The sequence below is a fragment of the Bacteroides sp. AN502(2024) genome (assembly GCF_041227145.1).
In the GTDB taxonomy this organism is placed as follows: Bacteria; Bacteroidota; Bacteroidia; order Bacteroidales; family Bacteroidaceae; genus Bacteroides.
Genome location: NZ_JBGFSP010000003.1, coordinates 2238805 through 2263021, shown reverse-complemented (window position 1 = coordinate 2263021; position 24217 = coordinate 2238805). Strand labels below are relative to the sequence as shown.

The following is a 24217-nucleotide window of genomic DNA, read 5'->3' as shown; positions in this document are numbered from 1 at the left end:
TTATTTCTTTATGCAGTGTACCATTGCTTCAACGATGCAGCGTGCGTCTTCCTCGCTTACACAAGGGCCGCTGGGTAGACAGAGTCCTTGTAAAAACAGGTGTTCGCTGATGCCATTGACATAAGTCGGCGCGCCTGCGAATACCGGTTGCAGGTGCATGGGCTTCCACAACGGTCTGCTTTCCACCCCGCATGTGTCAAGATATTCACGTACAGCGTTACAGTCAGTACCCGTTTTGTCGGGATCAATTTGTATCGTTGTCAGCCAGTAGTTGCTGTTTTGTTTGGAAGTGGGATTCTGATGCACCGTTATTCCGGGAACATCGGCAAGCAGCTCACTGTATAATTGATGCAAGCTACGGTGATGAGCTATATGCTGATCCACAATGGTCATTTGCCCTCTGCCTATGGCTGCACAAATGTTGCTCATTCTGTAATTGTAGCCTATCTTTTCGTGCTGGTAATAGGGAAACGGTTCCCTTGCCTGCGTGGCATAGAATTGGGCGCGAAGCTTGCTCTCCTCCGACGGACATATCAACGCTCCTCCACCGCTGGTGGTTATCATTTTATTGCCATTGAAGCTCAGTATGCCGTAATCGCCCATTGTGCCGCATTGTCTGCCATTATAGGATGCTCCCATGGCTTCGGCAGCATCCTCCACAATGGGGATTTCGTAACGGCGGGCTATTTCGGTGATTTCGTCCATCATTGCGGGCATACCGTAAAGGTGTACCACTACCAAAGCTTTGGGCTTGCGTCCGGTTACCCGTATGCGATCCTCTATGGCCTCCTCAAGCAATTGGGGCGACATGTTCCAGCTGTGGGGCTCACTGTCCACGAACACAGGAGCGGCACCTTGGTACACGATGGGGTTGGCAGAGGCCGAGAAGGTAAAACTTTGGCAAATGACTTCATCGCCCGGCCCGACCCCCAACATCAGGAGTGCCAAATGAATGGCTGCCGTACCTGAGATAAGGGCAGTCACATGCTTCTCTTCGCCCAAAAAGTGCTCCAAGGATTCTTCAAATCCGGAGACGCTGGGACCGAGAGGTGTAACCCAGTTCGTGTCGAACGCTTCTTGAATGAACCGCTGCTCTTGTCCGCTCATGTGAGCGAGACATAAATGTATCTTGGTATGTTTCATATCACAGTTTTTATTATAATCTCTATGTCACCACAGAGTGAATGGTTGTTTAAATAGTCGAGGTTGATGCGCACCTTGTCGGGCCACAGTATCTCGTCGTTATATCGTTTCGGGTCGATTTGTGCTGCGAGTAGCTCTTCTTCGTTGCGGTACTTCAATGTGGCCGGTCCGGTGATTCCCGGTCGGAGCAACAACATGCGCCGGTCGTCTCCTTGCAGGCGGTCGGCATACCCTGGCACATCGGGACGCGGACCAACAAAGCTCATGTCGCCTCTGAGTACGTTCCACAATTCGGGCAGCTCATCTATCTTGTGTTTCCGCAACAACCTGCCTAAAGGTGTGATTCGCCTGTCGCCGGCCACGCTCACGGTATTCTTGCCGGAGTTGACCTGCATGGTGCGGAACTTCACCAGAGTGAACAGCTCGCCGTACCGTCCCACCCGTTTCTGCCGAAACAGCACCGGTCCGCCCGGCATCTTCACGGCAATAAGCAGTGCCACTACAAGCAGTACGGGCCACAGCACCGCCAGCCCGAGAGCGGCAAATACCATATCAAACATACGCTTACTCATGGTTCTTTGACATTTGAGGTAAACATCTCACCAAGAGGAAATCGTCGGCCAATATCTTTTCCAGTTTCAGCGTAGTACCTCTTGCGGCCGATATGATCGAAGCCGGATTGTGCCGAGAAATGGTGGCATACATGGCAATGTCGCAAGCACGGCAAATCTGCTCGGACACACCCCACATGGCCGTACCTATTCCTTTACCCCGCATTGCCGCATCGACAATCAGCCCATGAAAAGCTCTGCCGATGAAAAAACCGCGCAAGAAGAAATAGCCTGCGAAACGTTCGGTAGACTTATCGATGGCTTTCATCATTAAGAAAGCACGGTTGCTATGCAAACGCTTCAAGGTGTGCAAGTCGAACGGATGAGGTGCAAAATAGCGCAGGCTCTCCTCCGGTTGGGAGGTCAAAAAAACGTGCAATGTGCTTAAATCGGCTTCCTCAAGCGGTGCGAGCCTAAAGTCTGTGGCGTGATAGGCCTGCAATATGCGGGCGACTTGAAATCGGAACATACCATAGCGCAATCCGAAAAGCAATCCGTTGATGACATCCACCATCCGCCACAAGAAGGGAAAGCGATGTTTGAGGTATATCAGCAGGGCAATCATGGCAATACCTCCTCATAATATGATTTCAGACAACCACGCACATAGCCTTGGTCGTATCGCAATGCCACAAGTGAACGCGTCTTTCCGGCCATTTGATTTCTCATTGCTGCATTCTCCGTTAACTCTTGCATTGCCCGTTGAAGTGCTTCGGTATTTGCCACAGGCAATATGATTCCATTCTCTCCCGTTGTAATAATCTCTCGTGAACCATTGATGTCTGTCACGATAGCCGGCAATCCCATCGCCCCCGCTTCTATCACTGCATTAGGGAAGCCTTCACGGTGGCTCGGAAAGACAAATATATCCGAAGCAGCATACCATGCACGCACATCGTCTTGCCATGGTATGAGATGAATGCCGGTGTTCCGTGCCATCTCCTTACGTGTTTCGTTGGCAATTGCAGGACCTTGCGTCTCTTCACCTCCCACCAACAACAAATGCGTTTCGGGGTGCAATGCTTGCAATCTACAGAATGCGTCCACCAATTCGGCGATGCCCTTATCGGGTACCAGCCGACCTACAAAAAGAAAGACGATAGCCTGCGGAGATACATTCAACGAAGTACGGATTGTTGCTGCTTGTGCCAGAACATCGGGAGTACGGTCGTATAAGTTTAGATCGATGCCCCGCAGGCTGCCGTACCCCAAAATGCGTATGGATTTCTTGGTGATTTTGGCATCCAGCAAATCTTTCCTCACTCCCTCGCCTTCGGCATGCACATCAGTGGCGCATACGCAAGTCAGCTTATCCGTCAGTTGCAGCAGTCGTTTTTTCACACCTTTGGCGGTCGGGAACAATAACCCGGTGAACGTGTGCACTCGTACCGGAACCCCGGCAAGTCGCGCTGCCACCATGGACAGGAGTCCCGCCTTCGGGGTAATGCTGTGCACCAATTGCGGACGTTCGACACGGAATAGGCGAAACAGTTTCCACAGCGCAATGATATCGTGCAACGGGGCAATGTTGCGCTTCATGGATACAGCAGCCGCACGTACGCCCTCGCGAAGGGCTATTTGTTCATAGCCCTCACCCGGCGAGGTGACAGCCACCACTTCATACCGCATTGCCAACTCAGTCAGCAATCCTCTGCAAAAGATATTCATGGAGAGAGGTATGGTGGATAAGCGCACTATCTTTTTCTTTCCCGGCATCGGTTGGAGGGTATCAGAATTTGAGCACCAATGAAAATCCCGTTCCATCCTCTGTTGCCATGGGTACCAAGGCCACCTGCGTAGCTTTGGGCTTCTTCACAACCAATCGGGCGGAACCTTTGGAAACAGCGGCATCAATGAGGTTGTAGAGATACAGCCCGCCGGCCAAGCCGATGCTGATATTGCGCATGTTTCGCCAGCCTCGAGCCTTACTCTGCCAACTGTTTTTAAATTGCGGCTGTTCATCCATCATGTCGAAGCAGTAACGGCTCTTCATGTTGAAAACGATGGCACTTGTCACCAAAGCCACTTCAGAGGCAAGTAACGTATACCCCTTTGCTTTCTGTCCCTTGTATAATTGTCCTATACCGGGGATAATGGAAAGCGCCGTGGCACGACCGTTGTAGCTCCGAGTCAGTTCAAACTCATCAAAAACATCTGGAGTTCGGTTATTCGCAGCCACCGCGTAGAGTTGGTAATATTCGAACTCATAACTGTTGTCGGCATAATCCTCATACACGCAATATTCATCTATCTTACGGGCATATACCACAGATTCCCCGGTCGGGTTCTCCCAAGTCATCCGGTAGGTAGTTACCGAATCGGTTCCCATCCGCAGGCTATCTACTCGCATGGCGTTCGTAGAGACCCCGTATTGTTCACCCACAAAAGCCAATAGTCCAGCCAATCGACCGGCATGGAGTTTATTCATATCCACATCATGTGTATGGAATACCTTGAGGCGATACCCGTCATTTGAGCGTTTCTTGTTCAGCGATGCTTCGCTCTGTCTCATCCAGTTCGGTTTCTGCTGTGCAGTTGCAGGTATACACGTCAATAAGAAGGCAACTCCCAAAAGTAGAGCGCCCACTACTTTGTTACTTTTCAATCTCATTGTTAATTCTTAATATTTCTATTCTGATATATAACATTCTTCTATGTTTTTTGTTTGGTTAGCCTGATTATTTATTAAAATTAAATACATGTATTATAATTATTGATATTGCAACTCATCAGTCTCAACGTATTCTAAGCTTGTACTGAAAAAAATAGGGTAGCAAAGATGAATAAAAAGCCACAAAGATATGGATTCATACCTTCGCGGCCCCACTAATGTCTTGTTTGTGTACTTTTTATAATTGAATATATCAGACAATTCCTTTCATTCTATCGTCAAAGGCGGAAAGCGCAGCTTTCGCTCCTTCTCCCATAGAGATAATAATTTGCTTATAAGGAACCGTAGACACATCTCCGGCCGCATAGATACCCGTCACATTCGTACGGCAATGTGCATCAATCAGAATTTCGCCCGGACGATTGGTTTCCACGATGTCACGGAATACACTGCTATTCGCAGAAAGCCCGATCTGTACAAATACACCAGCCAACTCAACCAAACGTTCTTCTCCCGTTTGACGGTCTTTAATGCGTAAGGCGGTCAACTTATCCCCATTTCCTATCACTTCCGTAGTCTGTGAACTTACAAACACTTCCACATTTGGCAATGATTTAAGTCGCTCTTGAAGTACACTGTCCGCTTTCAGTTCACCCATAAATTCAAAAACAGTCACTTTGGAGCAGATACCGGCCAAGTCGATGGCTGCCTCAATGCCGGAATTTCCTCCACCGACTACTGCTACATGCTTTCCTTTATAAAACGGACCGTCACAGTGAGGACAGAAAGCAACACCACGACCGATATATTCGGCTTCTCCCGGAACATTCAGCCTACGCCAGCTTGCACCGGTTGCAATAATCAGTACCGGAGCCAAAAACTTTTCGCCGACAGAAGTAGTCACTTGCTTTAGTCTTCCAATCACTTCCACTTTTTCTACTTTACGATGTTCCAGCAAATCCACCGGATAACGCAAGAGATGTGTTTTCAGGTTATCAGCAAGTTCGCTGCCTGTCGTTTCCGGAACAGAAATTAGATTTTCAATGCCCACCGTCTCTTTCACTTGTCCACCGACACGCTCGGCTACGATAGCTACACGAAGTCCTTTACGGGCAGAATAAATGGCTGCCGATACTCCTGCAGGTCCTCCACCGGCTACAATCACATCATATTCTTTCACCTCTGCATTCGCTTTGGTTTCGTCAATGCCATATTGTTCTTCCAACTTGGCAAGCAACTCACCGAACTCCCCACGGCCTACATGAAGTAATTTACCGTCTGCAAAGACAGAGGGCACACCCTGTATCTTTAAAGCATCTACTTCATCCTGATAAAGCGCGCCGTCTACCATTTCATGCGTAATAGCCGGATTCAACGTGGTCATTGCATTCAGAGCCTGCACTACGTCAGGGCAGTTCGTACAAGTCAACGAAACATAAGTGGTCAGATGTATCGGTCCTTTCAGTGCTTTCACACGGTTGCAAACGCCCTCATCGGGAAAGTTTTTCCCTTTGCCATCCAGATTCAGGATAGCCAGAAGCAACGATGTGAACTCATGTCCGTTAGGAATACCACGGAATGTGATTCCGGTACGGTTGCCATTCTTCAGTAAAGTAAACGTCAACGCGTCTCCTTCATTCACAACACAAGTGATGTGATCGGAACAATCCGCTACATCTCCCAGCAGTTCCACCAGTTCGGTTTTGTTTTCGTGGCCGGATGATACGGATATATCAAAAGTAAAGTTTGCCTCCAGCCCAGCAAAAATCCCCTTCAGTTGTTCTTTTAATGCAGATTCTAACATATCTTTTTCCTTTCGTTTTTTGAGAAAAAAAGGCCGGCAGCGTCTTCCGTTACCGACCTCCCATAATCACCATTATCAAGATCTATCAAATCTTACCTACCAGGTCGATGCTTGGTTTCAAGGTAGACTCACCCTTCTTCCATTTGGCCGGACAAACTTCTCCGTCGTGAGTCGCTACAAACTGTGCAGCTTCCACCTTACGAAGCAATTCACTTGCATCACGGCCAATATTGTTATCATTCAGTTCAACCACTTTTATCTTTCCTTCCGGATTGACAACGAATGTACCGCGATAAGCCATACCCTCTTCTTCGATATATACACCCAGTGCACGGCTCAAAGAGCCAGTCGGGTCTGCCAACATCGGATATCGAATCTTGCGAATACTTTCAGAAGCATCATGCCAAGCTTTGTGCACGAAATGAGAATCAGTACTTACCGAATAGATTTCTCCCCCCATCGCTTTGAACTGATCGTACTTCTCAGCCATATCCACCAATTCGGTAGGACAAACAAAAGTAAAGTCGGCAGGATAGAAGAACAAAATCGCCCATTTACCTTTCAGGTCATTGTGGGTTACAGTCTTGAAAGCTCCGTTGTGAAAAGCCTGAACGCTGAATTCAGGAAGTTGAGAATTTAAAATTGGTTCCATAATCTTTATTGCTTTTATTGTTATTAATTGATTCGACTTATAACATCAGAAACAACGTTTTGTTTTTGTTTTGATGCAAAGATAAAGGCAGAAACCCTGCCTTTGCAAAAAAAGTCCAATCGAATATTTCTATGCTATGATAGATGAAATTAATAAAAGCATTTTATAACTTTGCAAGTATAAACAAAAACCGGAAAGTATATACGATCATGAAACATCCTCTTACCCAGTTCCTATATTGCCCCGAATGCGGTTCCTCTCATTTTGAGGTCAACAACGAGAAATCTAAAAAATGTGCAGATTGCGGTTTTGTCTATTACTTCAATCCTTCTGCCGCCACAGTAGCATTCATCTTGAATGAGAAAAATGAACTGCTTGTCTGCCGACGTGCCAAAGAGCCGGCCCAAGGAACTCTCGACCTACCCGGCGGATTCATCGATATGAATGAAACTGGTGAAGAAGGTGTTGCCCGCGAAGTACTGGAAGAAACAGGGTTGAAAATAAAAAAAGCCGTTTATCAGTTCACACTTCCCAATATTTATGTCTATTCAGGTTTTCCTGTACATACTCTCGATCTGTTTTTCCTCTGCACTGTAGAAGACATGAGCCATTTCTCCGCCATGGATGATGTAGCAGATTCTTTCTTCCTACCTCTCTCCGAGATTCATCCGGAAGATTTCGGACTGGATTCTATCCGGCGAGGACTTAAAAAGTTCTTATCTGGCAGATAATTCGTTAAAATATAACAAACTACAGAAACATATCCCTTTTCATTCTGTACTTTTGCATAAACACCCGATTATGAAGAAAGAAATTACCAGATTTATTTGTGCGGCTATCTGCTGCACGCCTATGATAGGATTTGCCCAGACAAGTGATAAGTTCACGTCGACCGCCAACCTTTACAAAGAAGGGAAAGAACTTTTCCAGGGAAAAAATTATGCAGCCGCCCTGCCGGCACTGAAAGCATTTGTAAAACAAAAGCCGGACGCCAGCCTTCTTCAAGACGCAGAATACATGCTGGCCAGTTCCGCTTATGAACTGAAAGACAAGAACCGGATCGAAATCCTGCGCAAGTATCTCGACCGCTATCCTGACACCCCTTATGCCAACCGTATTTATGCACTATTAGCCTCCTGCTATTTCTATGAAGGAAAATACGATGAGGCACTGGCACTCTTCAATTCTGCCGACCTCGGTCTACTGGGTAATGAGGAACGGGACGACTGCACGTACCAATTGGCTACCTGTTATCTGAAAACCGATAACCTACGAGAAGCAGCCATCTGGTTTGAGACATTACGTGCCAACAGTCCCCAATATGCCAAAGACTGTGATTATTATCTCTCTTATATCCGCTATACGCAAAAGCGTTATAACGAAGCACTGAAAGGTTTCCTGCCACTGCAGGACGATTCGAAGTACAAGGCACTTGTCCCCTACTACATTGCCGAAATTTATACACAGCTTCAAAACTACGACAAGGCACAAATTGTGGCACAAAACTACCTGTCGGCTTATCCGAACAATGAGCACGCCGCAGAGATGTACCGCATTCTGGGAGATGCCTACTACCACTTCGGACAATATCACCAAGCTGTAGAAGCATTCAACAATTACCTGAACAAAAATCGTTCGGCTTCCCGTCGCGATGCTCTTTATATGTTAGGGCTCTCCTACTATCAGACGAAAGTCTATTCCAAAGCAGCCGAAACATTAGGCAAAGTCACGACCGCCAATGATGCCCTTACTCAAAATGCATTCCTCCACATGGGGCTTTCTTATCTGCAACTGGCGGAAAAAAGCAAAGCCCGCATGGCTTTCGAACAGGCAGCCGCCTCCAGTGCCAATATGCAAATCAAGGAACAGGCAGCTTACAATTACGCTCTTTGCCTGCACGAGACTTCCTTCTCCGCTTTCGGCGAATCCGTCACTGCCTTCGAGAAATTCCTGAATGAATTCCCGACTTCTCCGTATGCTGAAAAAGTCAGCAGCTATCTGGTGGAAGTCTACATGAATACCCGTAGCTACGATGCGGCTTTGAAATCCATCGACCGGATTGCCCAACCAAGTACGCAAATATTGGAAGCCAAACAGAAGATACTTTTCCAATTGGGAACTCAATCTTTCGCTAACGCTGACTTCGAACAAGCTCTAAAATATCTGAACCAATCCATTGCCATCGGACAATACAATCGTCAGACCAAGGCAGACGCTTACTACTGGTGTGGAGAATCCTATTACCGTTTAAACCGAATGGTAGAAGCGGCACGTGATTTTAATGCTTATCTGCAACTGACCACCCAACCCAATAACGAAACGTATGCGCTTGCCAATTATAACTTGGGCTATATCGCTTTCCATCGGAAAGACTATACGCAAGCAAGCAATTACTTCCAAAAATACGTTCAACTGGAGAAAGGTGAAAATGCAACCGCACTTGCCGATGCCTACAATCGTGTTGGTGACTGCCACCTGCATGTACGTAATTTCGAAGAAGCCAAACATTATTATTCGCAAGCCGAACAGATGAATACCTCTTCCGGCGATTATTCTTTCTATCAACTGGCTCTTGTATCCGGTCTGCAGAAAGACTATACCGGTAAGATTACTTTGCTGAACCGACTGGTAGGCAAGTACCCTGCTTCCCCATATACCGTAAATGCTATTTATGAGAAAGGGCGTTCCTATGTTTTGATGGATAACAACAATCAAGCCATTACCTCTTTCAAAGAGCTGCTAAGCAAATACCCCGAAAGTCCTGTCAGCCGGAAAGCCGCTGCAGAAATCGGATTATTGTACTATCAGAAAGGAGACTACAATCAGGCTATCGGAGCTTATAAGGAAGTGATCGAGAAATATCCGGGCAGCGAAGAAGCCCGCCTTGCCATGCGTGACTTGAAATCTATTTATGTAGACCTCAACCGCATCGACGAATTTGCTGCTTTAGCCAATGCCATGCCGGGACATATACGCTTCGATGCTAACGAACAAGACTCACTTACATACGCCGCCGCAGAAAAGATTTATGCACGAGGCAGAATGGAAGAAGCCAAAACAAGTCTCAACAAATACCTGCAGACTTTTCCGGAAGGTGCTTTCAGCTTGAATGCGCATTATTACCTCTGCCTGATCGGTAGCGAACAGAAAAATTACGATATGGTTCTTCTCCATTCCGGTAAGTTGCTGGAATATCCTAACAATCCGTTTGCAGAAGAAGCACTGATTTTGCGTGCCGAAGTACAATTCAACCAGCAGAATAGGACGGAAGCATTGGCCAGTTACAAAATGCTGAAAGAGAAAGCAACTAACGTAGAGCGTCGCCAACTTGCCGAAACGGGTATTCTGCGTTGCGCCTTCCTGCTGCGAGATGATATAGAAACCATCCATGCAGCTACCGACTTGCTTGCAGAGGCCAAACTTAGTCCGGAGCTAAGAAATGAAGCTCTTTATTACCGTGCTAAAGCCTACGCCAAGCAAAAAGCTGACAAAAAAGCAATGGAAGACTATCGTGAACTGGCCAAAGACACACGTAACCCTTACGGTGCCGAAGCGAAATATCAGGTTGCACAATCCCTCTACGATGCCAAAGAGTATGCCGCTGCAGAGAAAGAACTGCTCAACTATATAGAACAGAGTACGCCACATGCGTATTGGCTGGCACGTAGCTTTGTCCTTCTGTCCGACGTTTATCATGCTACAGGCAAAGACCTGGACGCACGCCAATATCTGCTAAGCCTCCAACAGAATTATCAAGGGAATGACGATATTGAAAGCATGATTGAAAGCAGACTTCGCAAATTGAAAGTTGAGAATTGAGAATTAAAAAAAAACAGTATGAAACGATCTCATTATATAATAGGAGGACTCGCATTGGCAATCTCAATGCCATCCTCCCTTCAAGCCCAAACCACCCAACCGAAAGATACCACAATGACCCGCACAGTCGTTGTGGAACAAGAATATAACCCGGACATTATGGACGCTTCGAAAATAAACGTCCTGCCTAAAGTAGAAGAACCGACAGTGAGCAAGAAAGAGGTAGAGTATGCTACCACATTCTTTCCGGCCACTTCCGTTCCGGCAGGCCTGATGCGCCCCTATACCGGCAAAGAAGTTCAACCCGGCACTCCCCCGGGATATGTACGTGCCGGATATGGTAATTATGGCAATTTAGATGTTCTGGGTAATTATCTATTCCGCCTGTCGAAGAAAGATAAGCTGAATGTTCGTTTCCAAATGGATGGAATGGATGGTAAGCTAACTCTTCCCTTCACAGATGGAGAGAAATGGAACGCTTTCTACTACCGCACACGTGCTAATGTGGATTATACGCATCAATTCGATCAATTCGATTTAAATATTGCCGGGAACTTCGGATTGAGCAACTTCAACTTCCAACCGAAAAGCGTAAACAGCAAGCAGAAATTCACATCCGGAGATTTCCATGCCGGAATTCACCACATTGACGAAACTGCTCCGTTGCGTTTCCATGCAGAAACCAATCTGTTGATGTATGAACGTCAGCATAACATGTTCAACGAATCTGAAGCCAATACAGGTATCAGGGAGACAATCATACGTACCAAAGGTGATGTCACGGGAGCTATCGGTGACCAACAATCGATAACTATCGCTTTGGAAATGAACAATCTTCTCTACAGCGGATATACAAAGGATGTTGCTACCGAAGATGAATATTTCAAGAACTACACCACACTTCTTTTAAATCCATATTATGAACTGGATAATGATGACTGGAAGTTACATATCGGAGCCAATGTAGATTTATCTTTCGGATTTGACAAGTCTTTCCGTATCTCACCCGATATTACTGCACAGTATATCTTTTCTGACAGCTACATTGTTTATGCCAAAGCAACTGGCGGTAAGCAACTGAATGATTTCCGCAGATTAGAAAGTATCTGTCCTTACGGTGAACTGCCGGAGGCAAATACCACTGCTACTTTGGGATACGTACAACGTCCTTATGATACTTACGAACAAATCAACGGTAGTATCGGATTCAAAGCAAGCCCTTATCCGGGACTCTGGTTCAACGTGTTCGGTGGTTATCAGAATCTAAAGAACGACTTATCCTATTTAGGTTTCGACCCAGGTAATATATCTTATCTTTCTTTTGCTCAAGATAATACAAATAATCTCTATCTTGGCGGTGAAATCAGTTACGATTACAAAGATATCCTCGGAATATCAGCTAAATATACTTACCGTAATTGGGACAGCCAAACAGAGAAATATCTGTTGGCTGTGAAACCGGTCAGTGAAATGTCTTTCAATGTACGCGTTCATCCGATCTCCGCTCTTAACATCAATCTGGGTTATGATTATGTCGGCCGCAAAGAAGTGAAAGAATATGCAAAAATGACCGCAATTAATGATTTGCATATCAGAGCCAGCTGTAATATATTCAAAGGAGTATCCGTTTATGCGCAAGCACATAACCTGCTGAATAAGAAATATCAATATTATTGGGGCTATCCTACAGAAGGAGTCAATTTCTTGGGAGGATTGAGTTTCCGGTTCTAAATTAACGTCAATTACTCAAAGTTATATTGAGTTGATTCGTGCGATTTTCTCATAACAATAAAGTTGAAAAGTGTGCAAGTATCTGCAACGCTGCAACAATATCGATGTATGTTATTAGTAAATAGATCGTTATGACGTTGCAGATACCTGTTTCAGATGGTTGCAGATACTCTTTATCTGCAACATACATCATGCAGTTTAGGAAAGCTTTCTCATTAGAGAAAAGTTTATATCTACGTTTATGTCACAGTCAGTCCATACAGAGAAACTGGAGTATCCCTATATAGAAATTGGCGTTTCCATATGGGGAAACTGGAATTTCCAGCCTTGGAACTGACGTTTCGATGTAGGCAACCTACATATCATATATAGGATAAAGCATTTACAAAGTAATATTTGTTGTTTATACCCTGTTGCAGATAAAGGGCATCTACTACCATCTGCAACAGCTATCTACAACACTATAACTATTTGTTTACCAATAAAATACAGTAACATTGTTGCAGTGTTGCATTGTTGCAGATACTTATATACTTTTCACCCCGTTAGGGGAAAGTAAAATAGTGCCTATTTAACTCTGCCAATCGTTTCCTCCTTACCTACCAACAATTTCAGATAAATGGCTGTACACCCTCTCACAAACCGTTTTATAGCTATTTGTGCACCTTATTTGGAGAATATTGCACATCCGTTTTCCACACCTCATCTAACTTTGCAACATTGTTAAAAGCCAACAAATACATCAAGTGTTGACCTTACTTTAAATCAAGCAGATTATTAGTTTAACATATTATTCATCTTTCATTATTAATTAAATTAAACAGTATGAGAAACGCGCTCAATTTAAGATTCTGCTTTTTTGTTACGTTTCTTTTATTCATACCGTTGATGTATGCCTTGCCCCCGGAAGGTATCACAATTAAGGGTAGAGTAACGGATGAAACACTCAAAGAAGGCATTCCCGGAGCTAATGTGACTGTGAAAGGCACGAGTATTGGGACAATCACAGACTTTGACGGTAACTTTACGATCGTCGTCCCAAGCAAAAAATCCGTATTGAACATTTCCTTTATCGGGTATGCAACCCAGGAAATCGTGGTCGGAGACAGAACAATCATCAATGTTTCCTTAAAAGAAGATGCACAGAACCTCGGTGAAGTGGAAGTTGTAGCTATCGCCTACGGTAATCAGGACAAGCGCATGCTTACCAGTGCCGTCTCCTCCATCGACAACAAAGAGCTGATCAAATCTCCGGCAACAAGTATCACGAACCTCCTCGCAGGATCATTGCCGGGTGTATCTTCCGTACAGACTACCGGACAACCAGGTAAAGATGCTGCTGCCATCTACGTACGTGGCGTCGGTTCATTAAATGATTCACAATCCAAGCCCCTGGTTTTAGTAGACGGAATAGAACGTGAGTTTTCACAAATCGACCCGAACGAAATCGAAAGTATTTCAGTATTGAAAGACGCCTCTTCCACCGCTGTATTCGGAGTAAGAGGTGCTAATGGCGTTGTATTGATCACCACCCGAAGAGGTAAAGCAGGCAAAACGCAGATTTCCGCCAGCACCAAACTGGGTCTGCAACAACCCATCTCACTGGTAGAGCAGACCGGAAGTTACGAGTTCGCACGCTTCTGGAATATGAAGCAGGAGATGGACCACGTTACGAATCCTAAGTTATACTTCACTCCGGAACAGGTAGAAGCCTATCGCACCGGCTCAGACCCCATCATGTATCCCAGTATGGACTGGAAGAAGTATATTTTTAATAATATCTATCTTCAAAGCCAGAACAACCTAAATGTCTCCGGCGGTAGTGATAATGTACGATACTTCATCTCAGTAGGTTATACTTATCAGAACGGACTTCTGAAAAAACTTCCCGGACAAATGTACGACAATAACTATCGTTACAACCGCTATAACTACCGCGCCAATATCGATGCCAATCTGACCAAGACCACTTCAATGAAACTCGGTGTCGGTGGTGTTTTAGGTAAGATACAGGAACCGCGCAGCGTCGTTTCGGGTACAGGAGAAGACCAGAATCCTTGGGTAATCGCACAGATCTGGTCACATCCGTTTGCCGGACCGGGATTTATCAACGGAGTACGTACACTAATTCCTAAAGATATGGTTCCGCTGGGAGAAGTGATGCGTGACGGTATGTTCGTATTCTACGGACAAGGTTACAATCAAACGTATGACACGACATTGAATCTGGATTTGGACATCACACAGAAACTGGACTTTATCACTCCGGGACTGAGCGTTTCCGTGAAAGGTGCTTACGACAATAAATTCAAACTGGAAAAAGTACGTACGGGAGGCGCCATCGAAGCGCAGACTGTGTACTACAAATCATACTTTGACACCAACGGTACGATGTCACAGACCGATCCCGACTACGATAAATCACTTATCTATGTACCCAGCGGCAGCGATACTCCGCTCACTTACTCGGAAAGCAGCGGACGCGGACAGAACTGGTATCTGGAAGGACGTATCAACTATGACCGTACATTCGGCGACCACAGAATATCCGGTCTGTTCCTTTACAATCAGTCGCGTAACTATTATCCGGACAGCTACACTTATCTGCCCCGTAACTACGTAGGATTGGTAGGACGTGCTACTTATGCCTATCAAAGTAAATATCTGCTCGACGTAAACGTCGGCTACAACGGCTCGGAGAACTTTGCTCCGGGCAGCACACGTTTCGGTGTATTCCCTTCCTTCTCTGCCGGATGGATCGCAACTGCCGAGAAGTTTATGGAAAACCAGAAAATCGTAGACTACCTGAAACTCAGAGCATCCTGGGGACGTGTAGGTAACGACAAGGGAGTAGACTCACGCTTTATGTACATGCCTGCCGTATGGGGATCATCGGGCAGTTACAGCTTCGGTGTGGACAATCCGATTTCCCAATCGGCAGCAGCCATCTCACGTATGGGTAACCCGGCAGTAACATGGGAAACAGCCGACAAGCAGAACTACGGTATTGATCTTAAGTTCTTCAACAGCCGCCTGTCCGCTACCTTTGACTACTTTATCGAACACCGCACAGGTATTCTGATCTCTCCGGAATCGACTCCAAGCATCATCGCAACTGCACTGCCTAACCTGAACATTGGTAAGGTAGACAACCACGGTTACGAAGTTTCTCTCGGCTGGCGCGATAAGATCGGAAAGGATTTCACCTATAATGTGGATGCCAACGTCTCTTTCGCACGCAACAAAATCCTCTATATGGACGAAGTGCCCAAGCAATTCTCTTATATGAACCAGACCGGTGGCTCTACCGGACGCCAGACCGGAGTATACAACTACATCCGTCTCTATCAGTACAGCGACTTCATCACCGGAGCCGACGGCGAACTGACCTTAAAGCCGGAACTGCCTCAGCCTTATCAGAAGGTATATCCGGGTGACGCCATGTACGCCGACCTCAATGGAGACCATATCGTGGACGGTAATGACAAGAGCGTAGCAGGTTATGCTACCCGTCCGGAATACGTTTTCGGTATGAACATGGGATTCGACTGGAAAGGATTCAACTTCACCATGCAATGGGTGGGTTCCAAGAACGTTAACAGAATGTATGACATCGAATACCGTATCCCCTATACGAATGCCGGAAAGCGTGGTTTGCTGACTTACTTCTACGATGGTTGCTGGACTCCGGAAAACCAACTGGGAGCTGTTTATCCACGTCCGTCGGAAGAATCGGAAAGCTGGAATTCCGAACCCTCTACCCTCTGGTTGGTGGATGCTTCCTATCTCCGCTTGAAGAGCCTGAGCTTCGGTTATACCATCACCGGAAAGAAATTCCTGAAGAAACTGGGGCTCAACTCACTCGGATTAAACTTCAGCGGCTACAACCTGCTGACCTTCTCACCGCTTAAATATCTTGATCCGGAAAGTGATCCTAACCGATTCGGAGATTATCCGCTGATCAAAGTATATAGCTTCGGTTTAAATCTTAACTTCTAAAAAACGACTGTATGAATAGAATAATAAAAGGACTCGGAATAGCATTAGGTTGCGTACTGATAGCCTCCTCCTGTTCTGAAATCAGCTTCGGGGATAAATTTCTGGGCGACCAGCCTGAGAGTTCCGGAGCGACTACCGAAGAAATGTTCTCTTCGAAAATAAATGCCGAAAAGGTGCTGACCAAAGCATATACCGGATTACCTTATGGGCTACCGACCGGCTCTGACTACAAATTGGGTGTGAACATACTTGAATCAATCACAGACTTATGTTACAGTTTCCGTGACAATATCAGTGATGGACCTGTCAAGCTCTATTACAACGGAGCACTCAGTGCCAACAACGTCCCAAAGAATTCTGCTTACCGTTATGGAAGCAAGTCCGACTGGACCACCATCCGTTACGCTTGGTTATATATCGAGAACGTAGAGAAAGTGCCCGACATGACAGCCAGCGAGAAAAGTGAACGGATCGCGGAAGCCAAAGTTTTGATCTCCCTCTGCTATTTCGAAATGCTGAGATATGTAGGCGGTGTGACATGGCTGGACCACTATGTAGACGTAAACGAAACAATGAATTTCCCCCGTATCACTTTTGCCGAAACGGTAGAGAAAATCGTCGGATTGCTCAACGAAGCCATTAACTCCAACCTGCCTTGGAAAGCCGAGAAAGCAGATGACGGCCGTATGACCCTGGCAGGAGCGATGGCATTAAAATTCAAGGTACTGCAATGGGCGGCCAGTCCGACTTTCAATTCCAATACTCAATGGCATCCGGAAGCAAATGAATATACCTGTTATGGAAATTACAGCGACCAACGCTGGAAAGACGCCGCCGAAGCAGGTGCAGCCTTCTTCGCGGAATTACAAAAACGGCACGAATATGAACTGATTCAACCTGCGGAAGAGACGCACCGGGCAAGACGCTTGGCCTATCGTAAGGCCTACTACAACCGTGGCGGAACAGAAATATTAATCTCTACGCGTCAAGGGTATAACTCCGACGTTCACAGCAGTTTTATCGGCCAACGTTATTACAGTGGCCCTACATTGAACTATGTAGATATGTTCCCGTGGGAAGATGGAACTGATTTCCCGGCAGATTTCGACTGGAAGTCACCCTCTAAGCAACCGTTCTTTACGAAAGGCGATATGGTACCTACACGCGATCCGCGTCTGTATGAAAACGTTGCCTGTCCCGGAGACACTTATTGTAATGGAACAACCGCCCCTGTTTATATCAATCATGCCGACTACAAAGATGGCAGCGGATTCTTGATCATGAAGTATATCCTACAGGAAAACAGCGATCGCAGCGGTCCGGTACAATGGTCACACACCCGTCTGGCGGAGATTATGCTGGGATATGCAGAAGTACTCAACGAAGTCAACGGACGCCCTACCGACGAAGCTTATAAAATGATAAACGATGTACGAAAGAGAGTAGGCCTGCCCGAACTTCCCAAGACGATGAATCACGATCAGTTCCTGGAAGCTGTATTGAGAGAAAGGGCACTGGAATTAGGATTCGAAGAAGTACGCTGGTTCGACCTTGTTCGCAGAGACCGTCAGAACGACTTCAAAAAGAAGTTGTACGGACTCAGAAGCAGGGGTAACGACCTGAACAATCCGACTGAGTTCACCTTCGAGAAGATTGAACTGGGAGACCATTACTGGGCTACCAACTGGGATACCAAGTGGTATCTGGCTCCGATTCCTCAGGAGGAAATCAACAAGCAATATGGAATGACCCAAAACCCGGGCTGGTAAATGACACGTTAACTAATATCGTTTGAACAATGAATAAAATAAATTATATATTAATCACTCTGCTCCTGGGAGGTTCGGTATCCCTGAATGCACAGACATCGAAAGCTGCTTCGGAAATGCAGCTGGCAGATACACTGAGCATCGGCTACCAGATGAACGTATCTTCCCAGACCAGCAGTTACTCTATCAACGGAGTCAATGCTTCCGCATTCGAAAAATCCCCGTACATAGATATCAGCAAAGCTTTGTATGGAAAAGTGGCAGGTCTGAATGTATATCAGGGTACAGGCTCGTCAGCCGATAACGTATCCACCCTTTCTATACACGGAAATGCCCCGCTAGTATTAATTGATGGTTTCCCACGTGATATCAGTGACATCACTTCGATGGAAATCGAATCATGCTACGTTCTGAAAGATGCGGCAGCCGCTGCTCTCTACGGTATGCGTGGTGCGAATGGAGTAGTACTGATTACGACTAAACGCGGAACAAGCAATGGTCTGAAGGTAAATGTGGACTATAATTTCGGTGTCAATACCCAATTCCGTTCTCCGGACTTCGCAGATGCCTATACGTATGCGAACGCTCTTAACACCGCATTAAGCGGAGACGGTCTGCCTGCACGCTACAATGCACAGGAACTGGATGCTTTCCGGACAGGAATCTATCCGTATGATTATCCGAATGTAGACTGGTGGAATGAAACGCTGAACAACACAGGATTGACCCACAACCTGAAAATGTCTTTCAGCGGAGGTAGTGACAAGTTCCGTTTTTACACGGTAGTTGACTATTACCGGGATCGCTCCATGTTGAAGAAAAACACGGAAGATACACGTTTCGACACTACACCTACAGACACACGTCTGACCGTACGTACCAATCTGGACGTAAAAGTGACGGAAAGCACATTGCTGAAAGCCGGTATTGTGGGCAGACTGAAAGAATTCAGAGGTACCCGCTATGGACGCAACACTATTTTCAATAAAATCTATGGCATTCCATCTGCTGCATTCCCCATTCGTTATGAGAATGGCATTTATGGAGGTAGCTCTGTGTACGGAACCGGTAATCCGGTAGCTCTGTTGAAAGACTACGGACACATCCGTAACGTATACGGAACACTACTCGCCGACCTGAGCATCCGTCAGGATTTAAGTGCGTTGACCAAAGGACTGGCAGCCGAAGCATCCGTCTCTTTCGATAATATCGGAGGAATGAATGAAACCACCAATAAAGAGTATCGTTACATGAACAGCAATGCAAGTATCACCAGCGATGGTACACTGGTGACAACTCCTGCTATTTATGGTACAGACTCCGAAATACTGGGACATACACAGCCTTTCGAAAGGCTGATGCTACGCAGCGATTTCCAGGCAAAGGTGGATTATAACCGCACTTTTGGCAAACATCAGGTGGGAGGAGCATTGATTTATGATATGCAGTCTGTTGTCAAAAACGGCAGAAACAACTCTCAGAAGAATCAGTCTGTGCTGGTGAACGCCACATATACTTACGACAACCGTTACAGCCTCAATGCCGTATTCAACCGTTCGGGATCAGCTTACCTGCCCGACGGAGACAAATACTCGAACTATCCTGCCGTTTCTGCTGCATGGATCGTCTCCAACGAAGCATTTATGGAAAAGGTGACACCGATCAATCTCTTTAAGATTCGCGCCTCTTACGGTCTGTCCGGATGGGACGGCAATCTGAGCCACGAACTATGGCGTCAGTCTTATGGCAGCAGCGGTGCCGGTTATAACTTCGGAGTGAATGCCGGAGGACACTCCGGTGGCAGTGAAGGCGATCTGCCGGTTATCGGCCTGGTAGCGGAAAAATCACAGAAAGCGACTTTCGGATTTGATCTCGCTGCTTTTGATAATCGTTTGAATGCAACAGTAGAAGGTTTCTACGAAAAACGTTCGGATATACTTGTGTCAGGTGCCAATTCTACTTCCGGTATTATCGGTATCACAGTAGGTCAGGTGAACGAAGGAATCTATAAATACAAAGGACTAGATGCTTCTTTGAGTTGGAATGATAAGATCGGTGATTTCCATTATGGTATTGGCGCTAGCATGTCATATCTGAATACAGAGGTAGTCAATGTAAATCAGGCATACCAGGAATATGACTACTTGTACACCAAGGGCAATCGTATCGGACAAATGTATGGCCTGGAAGCTATCGGCTTCTTCAACAGCCAGCAGGAAATCAACAACAGTCCGCAACAAACCTTCTCGGACGTAGCTCCCGGTGACGTGAAATACAAAGATCAGAACGGTGACAACCGCATTGACGAGAAAGACGTTGTGAAAATGTTCGGTTCATCTGTTCCACGCTTCTATTTCGGATTCAATCTGAACTTCTCATACAAGAGACTGGAGCTTTCCGCCGATTTCCAAGGAATGACCGGAGTCACTGTTTCATTGCTCAACAGTCCGCTTTATAGTCCACTTGTAAGCAATGGCAACATTTCAAATACATTCCTGAATGAAGAAATAAGCTGGACACCGGAGAATAAGACCAATGCAACCATGCCGAGACTGACTACTCAAGAAAACTTGAATAACTATCGCGCCAGCTCTCTGTGGTACCGTGACGGTTCATTCCTGAAACTGCGTAACCTATTGGTAGCTTACACTTTCCCGAAATCGCAGACTCGCTTTGCCGACCTGAAAGTATTCGTACAAGGCACCAATCTGTTCTCATTAGACAATATCCATTTTGCCGACCCGGAACAACTTGGCATCGCTTATCCGTCGACAAGAAGTTATTGGGCAGGTATCAAACTTAATTTTTAATGCAAAGTAACAAATGAACATTATGAGAACCAAATACATACTCTTAACCATTTTGTCTTCATTGGTCTTTGCTTCGTGCAACTACCTTGACTTTAATGAAACGAACAACCTGAAGACAAAAGAAGACATGTACAAGTATTTCGGTACAAGCAAATCAATGCTTACTCACGTATACTCATACATGCCACAAGGCTACCAACTGTTTGCGACCTCCGGCGGAATTTTCACCGAAGACAGATATTCCATGCGCGACTGTGCCAGTGATGACGGCGAATTCGGAGCCTATGCAGATAATATCCAGAATACCAATAACGGTAACTGGTCGCCTATTAAAACTTATGACGATTCATGGACCCTGTATCGTGGTATACGTGCTGCCAACAGCTTTATAGCAGAGATGGCCCAAGTGGACTTCACACGCTACGAGCACGACGGACAATATACAAACTGGATGAAGCAGCTGAAATATTTCCCTTACGAAGCCAGAGTGCTGCGGGCACACTACTTCTTTGAACTGGCACGCCGCTACGGTGACATCGCCATGCCATTGGAAGTACTGACTGAAGAGGAAGCCAATACAATCGGCAAGACACCATTCAGCGAAGTTATCAGCTTCATTGTCAGTGAATGCGACGACGCTGCCAATAACTTGCCAGACAGCTATGTAAACGAACCGGGAGCAGAAATCGGCAGAGTGACCAAAGGCTTTGCAATGGCAGTAAAGTCAAAAGCACTGCTATATGCTGCCAGTAAGCTACATAATCCTTCTATGGATACCGAATTGTGGAAAAAGTCTGCCAAAGCAGCAATAGATATTATCAACACAGGGCTTTACTCTCTCGACCCCCAGGAGAGTGCCAACAACCTCGACTCAAAAGAAGTTGTACTGATGAGGATCAATGGTGATGATTCGAACTTTGAAATGTTTAATCTCCCGCTTCGCATGACTGCGGGAACACGCACTTCCAGTCTTATCCCATACGGCAATTACCCATCACAAAACCTTGTGGACGCATTCGAGACAGTCAACGGTTACAAAGTAACCCTAGAAAACACAGGATGGGTTTGCGAAGACCCTGCATTTGACCCGCAATCACCTTATGAGAATCGTGACAAACGTTTCTACCGCGCTATTCTTGCCAATGGAATGTCGTTTAAAGACTACACCATTGAAACCTTCAAAGGTGGCGCCGACGACGGGATTGTATCACAAGGCGGTTCACCGACAGGATACTTCCTGCGCAAGTACATTCAGGAAGCTACCAGCTTTGAACCGGGTAAAGAAGCTGTCAGCAAGCATCATTGGGTGATTTACCGCTATGCGGAAACATTACTAACGTATGCGGAATCTATGGTCAACGCTTTCAATGATGTCAATTACACAGATGAGACTTATAAGTATTCTGCTCTGTGGGCTATCAATGAAGTGAGAAAGAATGCCGATATGCCGTTGATTCCTTCCATAGGAAAAGATGAATTCATGGAACGCCTGTACAATGAATGGCGTGTAGAGTTTGCTTTCGAAGATCATCGTTTCTGGGATGTACGGAGATGGAAGATTGCCGATACTACCCAGCGGGAACTATACGGAGTAAAGATCGAGAAGCAGGCGGACGGTACGTTCAACTTCTACAAGAACCTTTACGAAACCCGTAACTGGAGAGATTGCATGTATCTGTATCCGATCCCTCAAAGCGAACTATACAAAAATACAAACTTAAATCCTCAAAACACAGGATGGTAATTAATTGTCTAATCTAATATTTAAAAGATATATGAAAAAGTTATATAGCAATACGTTAATGCAACTGATTCTTGCACTGTGCACATTCAGTTTTGTAGCATGCCAGGAGTTTGACATCGACTCACAGCCGGAAGGTCCTCTCAATATCCAGATAGATGCTCTGGAGTCTTACACTGCTTTGGCAACTTCTCCAAGCAATGTAGTGTTCAATATCAGCTCCAACACTCCATGGACGATCGAAAGTGACCAGCAGTGGTGCAAGCCGACTCCTTCGATGAGTGCAGCCAGCTCACTTGTATCGGAGATTGTGGTGACAATGGAAAACAATACAGGAAAGAAAGCACGTACAGCCAAACTGACTATCAAGGCAGAAGGCGTTGAAGGCACCAAGGTAGTTACTATCGAGCAGGCTTCGAAAGAAGACCTGGTGGTGGTTCCTTACGATGAACTGGTACCGACAGAAGGCGGCAGCATCACCTTTACCATTGCTTCCAACAAAGCTTGGGAAATCATTCCTTCCACCGCTTTCCTTTCCAATATCGACAAAACATCCGGTACAGGTAATGAAGATGCCATAGCAGAAACCGTAACCGTGACGCTGCCTGCCAATGCAGGCGCCAAGAGAGCAGGCACACTGACTGTAAAAACTGAGTTTGAAGAATACACCTTTACCATTACTCAAAATGGAGTGATCATTGAACTGGAAGAAGATCCCGAAAGTACAACAATCAGCATGCCTGGAACAGGCAGTGGTATGGAAAAGACTGTACTGATTCGCGCAAACAAAGAATGGAAAGTTGAAGTTCCTAAGGAATATCAGAGTTGGCTGAAAGCTGAGGCACTGAGTGAAACAGAGTTGAAAGTAACGACAACAACGACTAATAATCTGATGGTAAACCGTGTCGGCCACATCATTATGAAGACCAAAGAAGTCATCGACGGATTTGACGGCATTACGTTCGACATCAGTCAGGGTACTGCTTTCTGGAGAGAAGGAGGAGCAGATAACTATGCTGTGGATGAGGAAACCGGTTACATGACACTCTATGGCAGTGGAATAGTCACCAACTATTTATTCAAAAAAGGACGTCTCGCATTCGATTTCGAATCTATCAATTTAACCGGAGAAGATTGGATTGAGTTTAATATGTGGCCCAACTCAGGAAATACAAACTTCCATTTGCATTTCTACGCAAATAAAAAAAGTAACTTCACTTGTGGAGGTTCAGGCTTAAACTGGACTCAGAAAACATTTACCTGGACATCAGAACAAACGAATGTAGTAAAGAAGATCGAATTCCTTGTTGTCAACAAAGAAGAAGGTTCGAACGCATTAGTTCTTAAACTGATTATTGATGGTGTTGAGGTTGCCGTATTAGATAATAACATAACCGATCCTTATGCAACCGAACCGGGAGCACCTGTATACTTCAGGATGCATACCACAAATAAAGCTTCCAATTTCACCGTGAAGTCTATCACATGGGAACCAGTAGAATAATAACCGAACCCTAAAATTCAAGA

The 24217-nt window shown here is 45.7% G+C and carries 15 protein-coding genes; 8 read left to right on the top strand and 7 right to left on the bottom strand.

Translation table 11 applies throughout. From position 1 onward, the window contains the following. The 7 genes from AB9N12_RS08555 to ahpC all read right to left on the bottom strand — a co-directional run bounded on the left by AB9N12_RS08555 (nucleotide 1) and on the right by ahpC (nucleotide 6821). Entirely contained in the window at nucleotides 1-1143 is a 1143-nt protein-coding gene (locus AB9N12_RS08555; RefSeq protein WP_369891405.1) for a DegT/DnrJ/EryC1/StrS family aminotransferase, read from the bottom strand. Then, the gene (locus tag AB9N12_RS08550; protein WP_369891403.1) at nucleotides 1140-1715 is read right to left on the bottom strand and encodes a sugar transferase; all 576 of its coding nucleotides are present in this window, start codon (nucleotides 1713-1715) and stop codon (nucleotides 1140-1142) included. The genes AB9N12_RS08555 and AB9N12_RS08550 overlap by 4 nt, the downstream gene beginning before the upstream one ends. Continuing rightward, nucleotides 1708-2319, bottom strand: coding sequence for a GNAT family N-acetyltransferase (locus AB9N12_RS08545; protein ID WP_369891401.1), 612 nt, complete (start codon nucleotides 2317-2319; stop codon nucleotides 1708-1710). The genes AB9N12_RS08550 and AB9N12_RS08545 overlap by 8 nt, the downstream gene beginning before the upstream one ends. Continuing rightward, nucleotides 2316-3518, bottom strand: a complete 1203-nt coding sequence (locus AB9N12_RS08540) for a glycosyltransferase family 4 protein (protein WP_369891399.1) — start codon at nucleotides 3516-3518, stop codon at nucleotides 2316-2318. Before AB9N12_RS08540 ends, AB9N12_RS08545 begins: the two co-directional genes overlap by 4 nt. Then, nucleotides 3484-4365 (bottom strand): DUF5683 domain-containing protein, encoded by an 882-nt coding sequence (locus AB9N12_RS08535; RefSeq protein WP_369891398.1) that lies wholly within the window; start codon nucleotides 4363-4365, stop codon nucleotides 3484-3486. The genes AB9N12_RS08540 and AB9N12_RS08535 overlap by 35 nt, the downstream gene beginning before the upstream one ends. 253 nt (nucleotides 4366-4618) lie before the next feature. Further along, nucleotides 4619-6169, bottom strand: coding sequence for an alkyl hydroperoxide reductase subunit F (gene ahpF, locus AB9N12_RS08530; protein ID WP_369891396.1), 1551 nt, complete (start codon nucleotides 6167-6169; stop codon nucleotides 4619-4621). An 85-nt stretch (nucleotides 6170-6254) separates the two neighbouring features. Next, nucleotides 6255-6821 carry an alkyl hydroperoxide reductase subunit C gene (gene ahpC, locus AB9N12_RS08525; protein ID WP_369891394.1) on the bottom strand — a complete coding sequence of 189 codons (567 nt, stop codon included), beginning with the start codon at nucleotides 6819-6821 and terminating at the stop codon, nucleotides 6255-6257. Between the two features lie 209 nt (nucleotides 6822-7030). On the opposite strand from ahpC, the gene AB9N12_RS08520 reads away from it, so the two are divergent. The 8 genes from AB9N12_RS08520 to AB9N12_RS08485 all read left to right on the top strand — a co-directional run bounded on the left by AB9N12_RS08520 (nucleotide 7031) and on the right by AB9N12_RS08485 (nucleotide 24194). Next, nucleotides 7031-7552: an NUDIX domain-containing protein gene (locus tag AB9N12_RS08520; RefSeq protein ID WP_369891392.1), complete on the top strand. Its 522-nt coding sequence runs from the start codon at nucleotides 7031-7033 to the stop codon at nucleotides 7550-7552. Between the two features lie 70 nt (nucleotides 7553-7622). Next, nucleotides 7623-10640, top strand: a complete 3018-nt coding sequence (locus AB9N12_RS08515; protein ID WP_369891391.1) for a tetratricopeptide repeat protein — start codon at nucleotides 7623-7625, stop codon at nucleotides 10638-10640. An 18-nt stretch (nucleotides 10641-10658) separates the two neighbouring features. Further along, a complete protein-coding gene (locus tag AB9N12_RS08510) occupies nucleotides 10659-12371 on the top strand; it encodes a TonB-dependent receptor (protein ID WP_369891389.1) in 1713 nt (570 codons plus the stop codon). 825 nt (nucleotides 12372-13196) lie between these two features. Then, nucleotides 13197-16370 carry a SusC/RagA family TonB-linked outer membrane protein gene (locus tag AB9N12_RS08505; protein WP_369891387.1) on the top strand — a complete coding sequence of 1058 codons (3174 nt, stop codon included), beginning with the start codon at nucleotides 13197-13199 and terminating at the stop codon, nucleotides 16368-16370. 11 nt (nucleotides 16371-16381) lie between these two features. Further along, nucleotides 16382-18139 carry a RagB/SusD family nutrient uptake outer membrane protein gene (locus AB9N12_RS08500; protein WP_369891385.1) on the top strand — a complete coding sequence of 586 codons (1758 nt, stop codon included), beginning with the start codon at nucleotides 16382-16384 and terminating at the stop codon, nucleotides 18137-18139. Nucleotides 18140-18168: 29 nt separating this feature from the next. Further along, entirely contained in the window at nucleotides 18169-20949 is a 2781-nt protein-coding gene (locus AB9N12_RS08495) for a SusC/RagA family TonB-linked outer membrane protein (protein WP_369891383.1), read from the top strand. 22 nt (nucleotides 20950-20971) lie between these two features. Next, the gene (locus AB9N12_RS08490) at nucleotides 20972-22693 is read left to right on the top strand and encodes a RagB/SusD family nutrient uptake outer membrane protein (RefSeq protein WP_369891381.1); all 1722 of its coding nucleotides are present in this window, start codon (nucleotides 20972-20974) and stop codon (nucleotides 22691-22693) included. A 31-nt stretch (nucleotides 22694-22724) separates the two neighbouring features. After that, nucleotides 22725-24194 carry a BACON domain-containing protein gene (locus tag AB9N12_RS08485; protein ID WP_369891379.1) on the top strand — a complete coding sequence of 490 codons (1470 nt, stop codon included), beginning with the start codon at nucleotides 22725-22727 and terminating at the stop codon, nucleotides 24192-24194. The last annotated feature ends 23 nt before the right edge of the window (nucleotides 24195-24217 follow it).

What these genes read in the sequence shown, in the direction of transcription:
- AB9N12_RS08555 (WP_369891405.1), bottom strand. Translation starts at nt 1,143, where the DNA reads ATGAAACATACCAAGATACATTTATGTCTCGCTCACATGAGCGGACAA.
- AB9N12_RS08550 (WP_369891403.1), bottom strand. Translation starts at nt 1,715, where the DNA reads ATGAGTAAGCGTATGTTTGATATGGTATTTGCCGCTCTCGGGCTGGCG.
- AB9N12_RS08545 (WP_369891401.1), bottom strand. Translation starts at nt 2,319, where the DNA reads ATGATTGCCCTGCTGATATACCTCAAACATCGCTTTCCCTTCTTGTGG.
- AB9N12_RS08540 (WP_369891399.1), bottom strand. Translation starts at nt 3,518, where the DNA reads ATGGAACGGGATTTTCATTGGTGCTCAAATTCTGATACCCTCCAACCG.
- AB9N12_RS08535 (WP_369891398.1), bottom strand. Translation starts at nt 4,365, where the DNA reads ATGAGATTGAAAAGTAACAAAGTAGTGGGCGCTCTACTTTTGGGAGTT.
- ahpF (WP_369891396.1), bottom strand. Translation starts at nt 6,169, where the DNA reads ATGTTAGAATCTGCATTAAAAGAACAACTGAAGGGGATTTTTGCTGGG.
- ahpC (WP_369891394.1), bottom strand. Translation starts at nt 6,821, where the DNA reads ATGGAACCAATTTTAAATTCTCAACTTCCTGAATTCAGCGTTCAGGCT.
- AB9N12_RS08520 (WP_369891392.1), top strand. Translation starts at nt 7,031, where the DNA reads ATGAAACATCCTCTTACCCAGTTCCTATATTGCCCCGAATGCGGTTCC.
- AB9N12_RS08515 (WP_369891391.1), top strand. Translation starts at nt 7,623, where the DNA reads ATGAAGAAAGAAATTACCAGATTTATTTGTGCGGCTATCTGCTGCACG.
- AB9N12_RS08510 (WP_369891389.1), top strand. Translation starts at nt 10,659, where the DNA reads ATGAAACGATCTCATTATATAATAGGAGGACTCGCATTGGCAATCTCA.
- AB9N12_RS08505 (WP_369891387.1), top strand. Translation starts at nt 13,197, where the DNA reads ATGAGAAACGCGCTCAATTTAAGATTCTGCTTTTTTGTTACGTTTCTT.
- AB9N12_RS08500 (WP_369891385.1), top strand. Translation starts at nt 16,382, where the DNA reads ATGAATAGAATAATAAAAGGACTCGGAATAGCATTAGGTTGCGTACTG.
- AB9N12_RS08495 (WP_369891383.1), top strand. Translation starts at nt 18,169, where the DNA reads ATGAATAAAATAAATTATATATTAATCACTCTGCTCCTGGGAGGTTCG.
- AB9N12_RS08490 (WP_369891381.1), top strand. Translation starts at nt 20,972, where the DNA reads ATGAGAACCAAATACATACTCTTAACCATTTTGTCTTCATTGGTCTTT.
- AB9N12_RS08485 (WP_369891379.1), top strand. Translation starts at nt 22,725, where the DNA reads ATGAAAAAGTTATATAGCAATACGTTAATGCAACTGATTCTTGCACTG.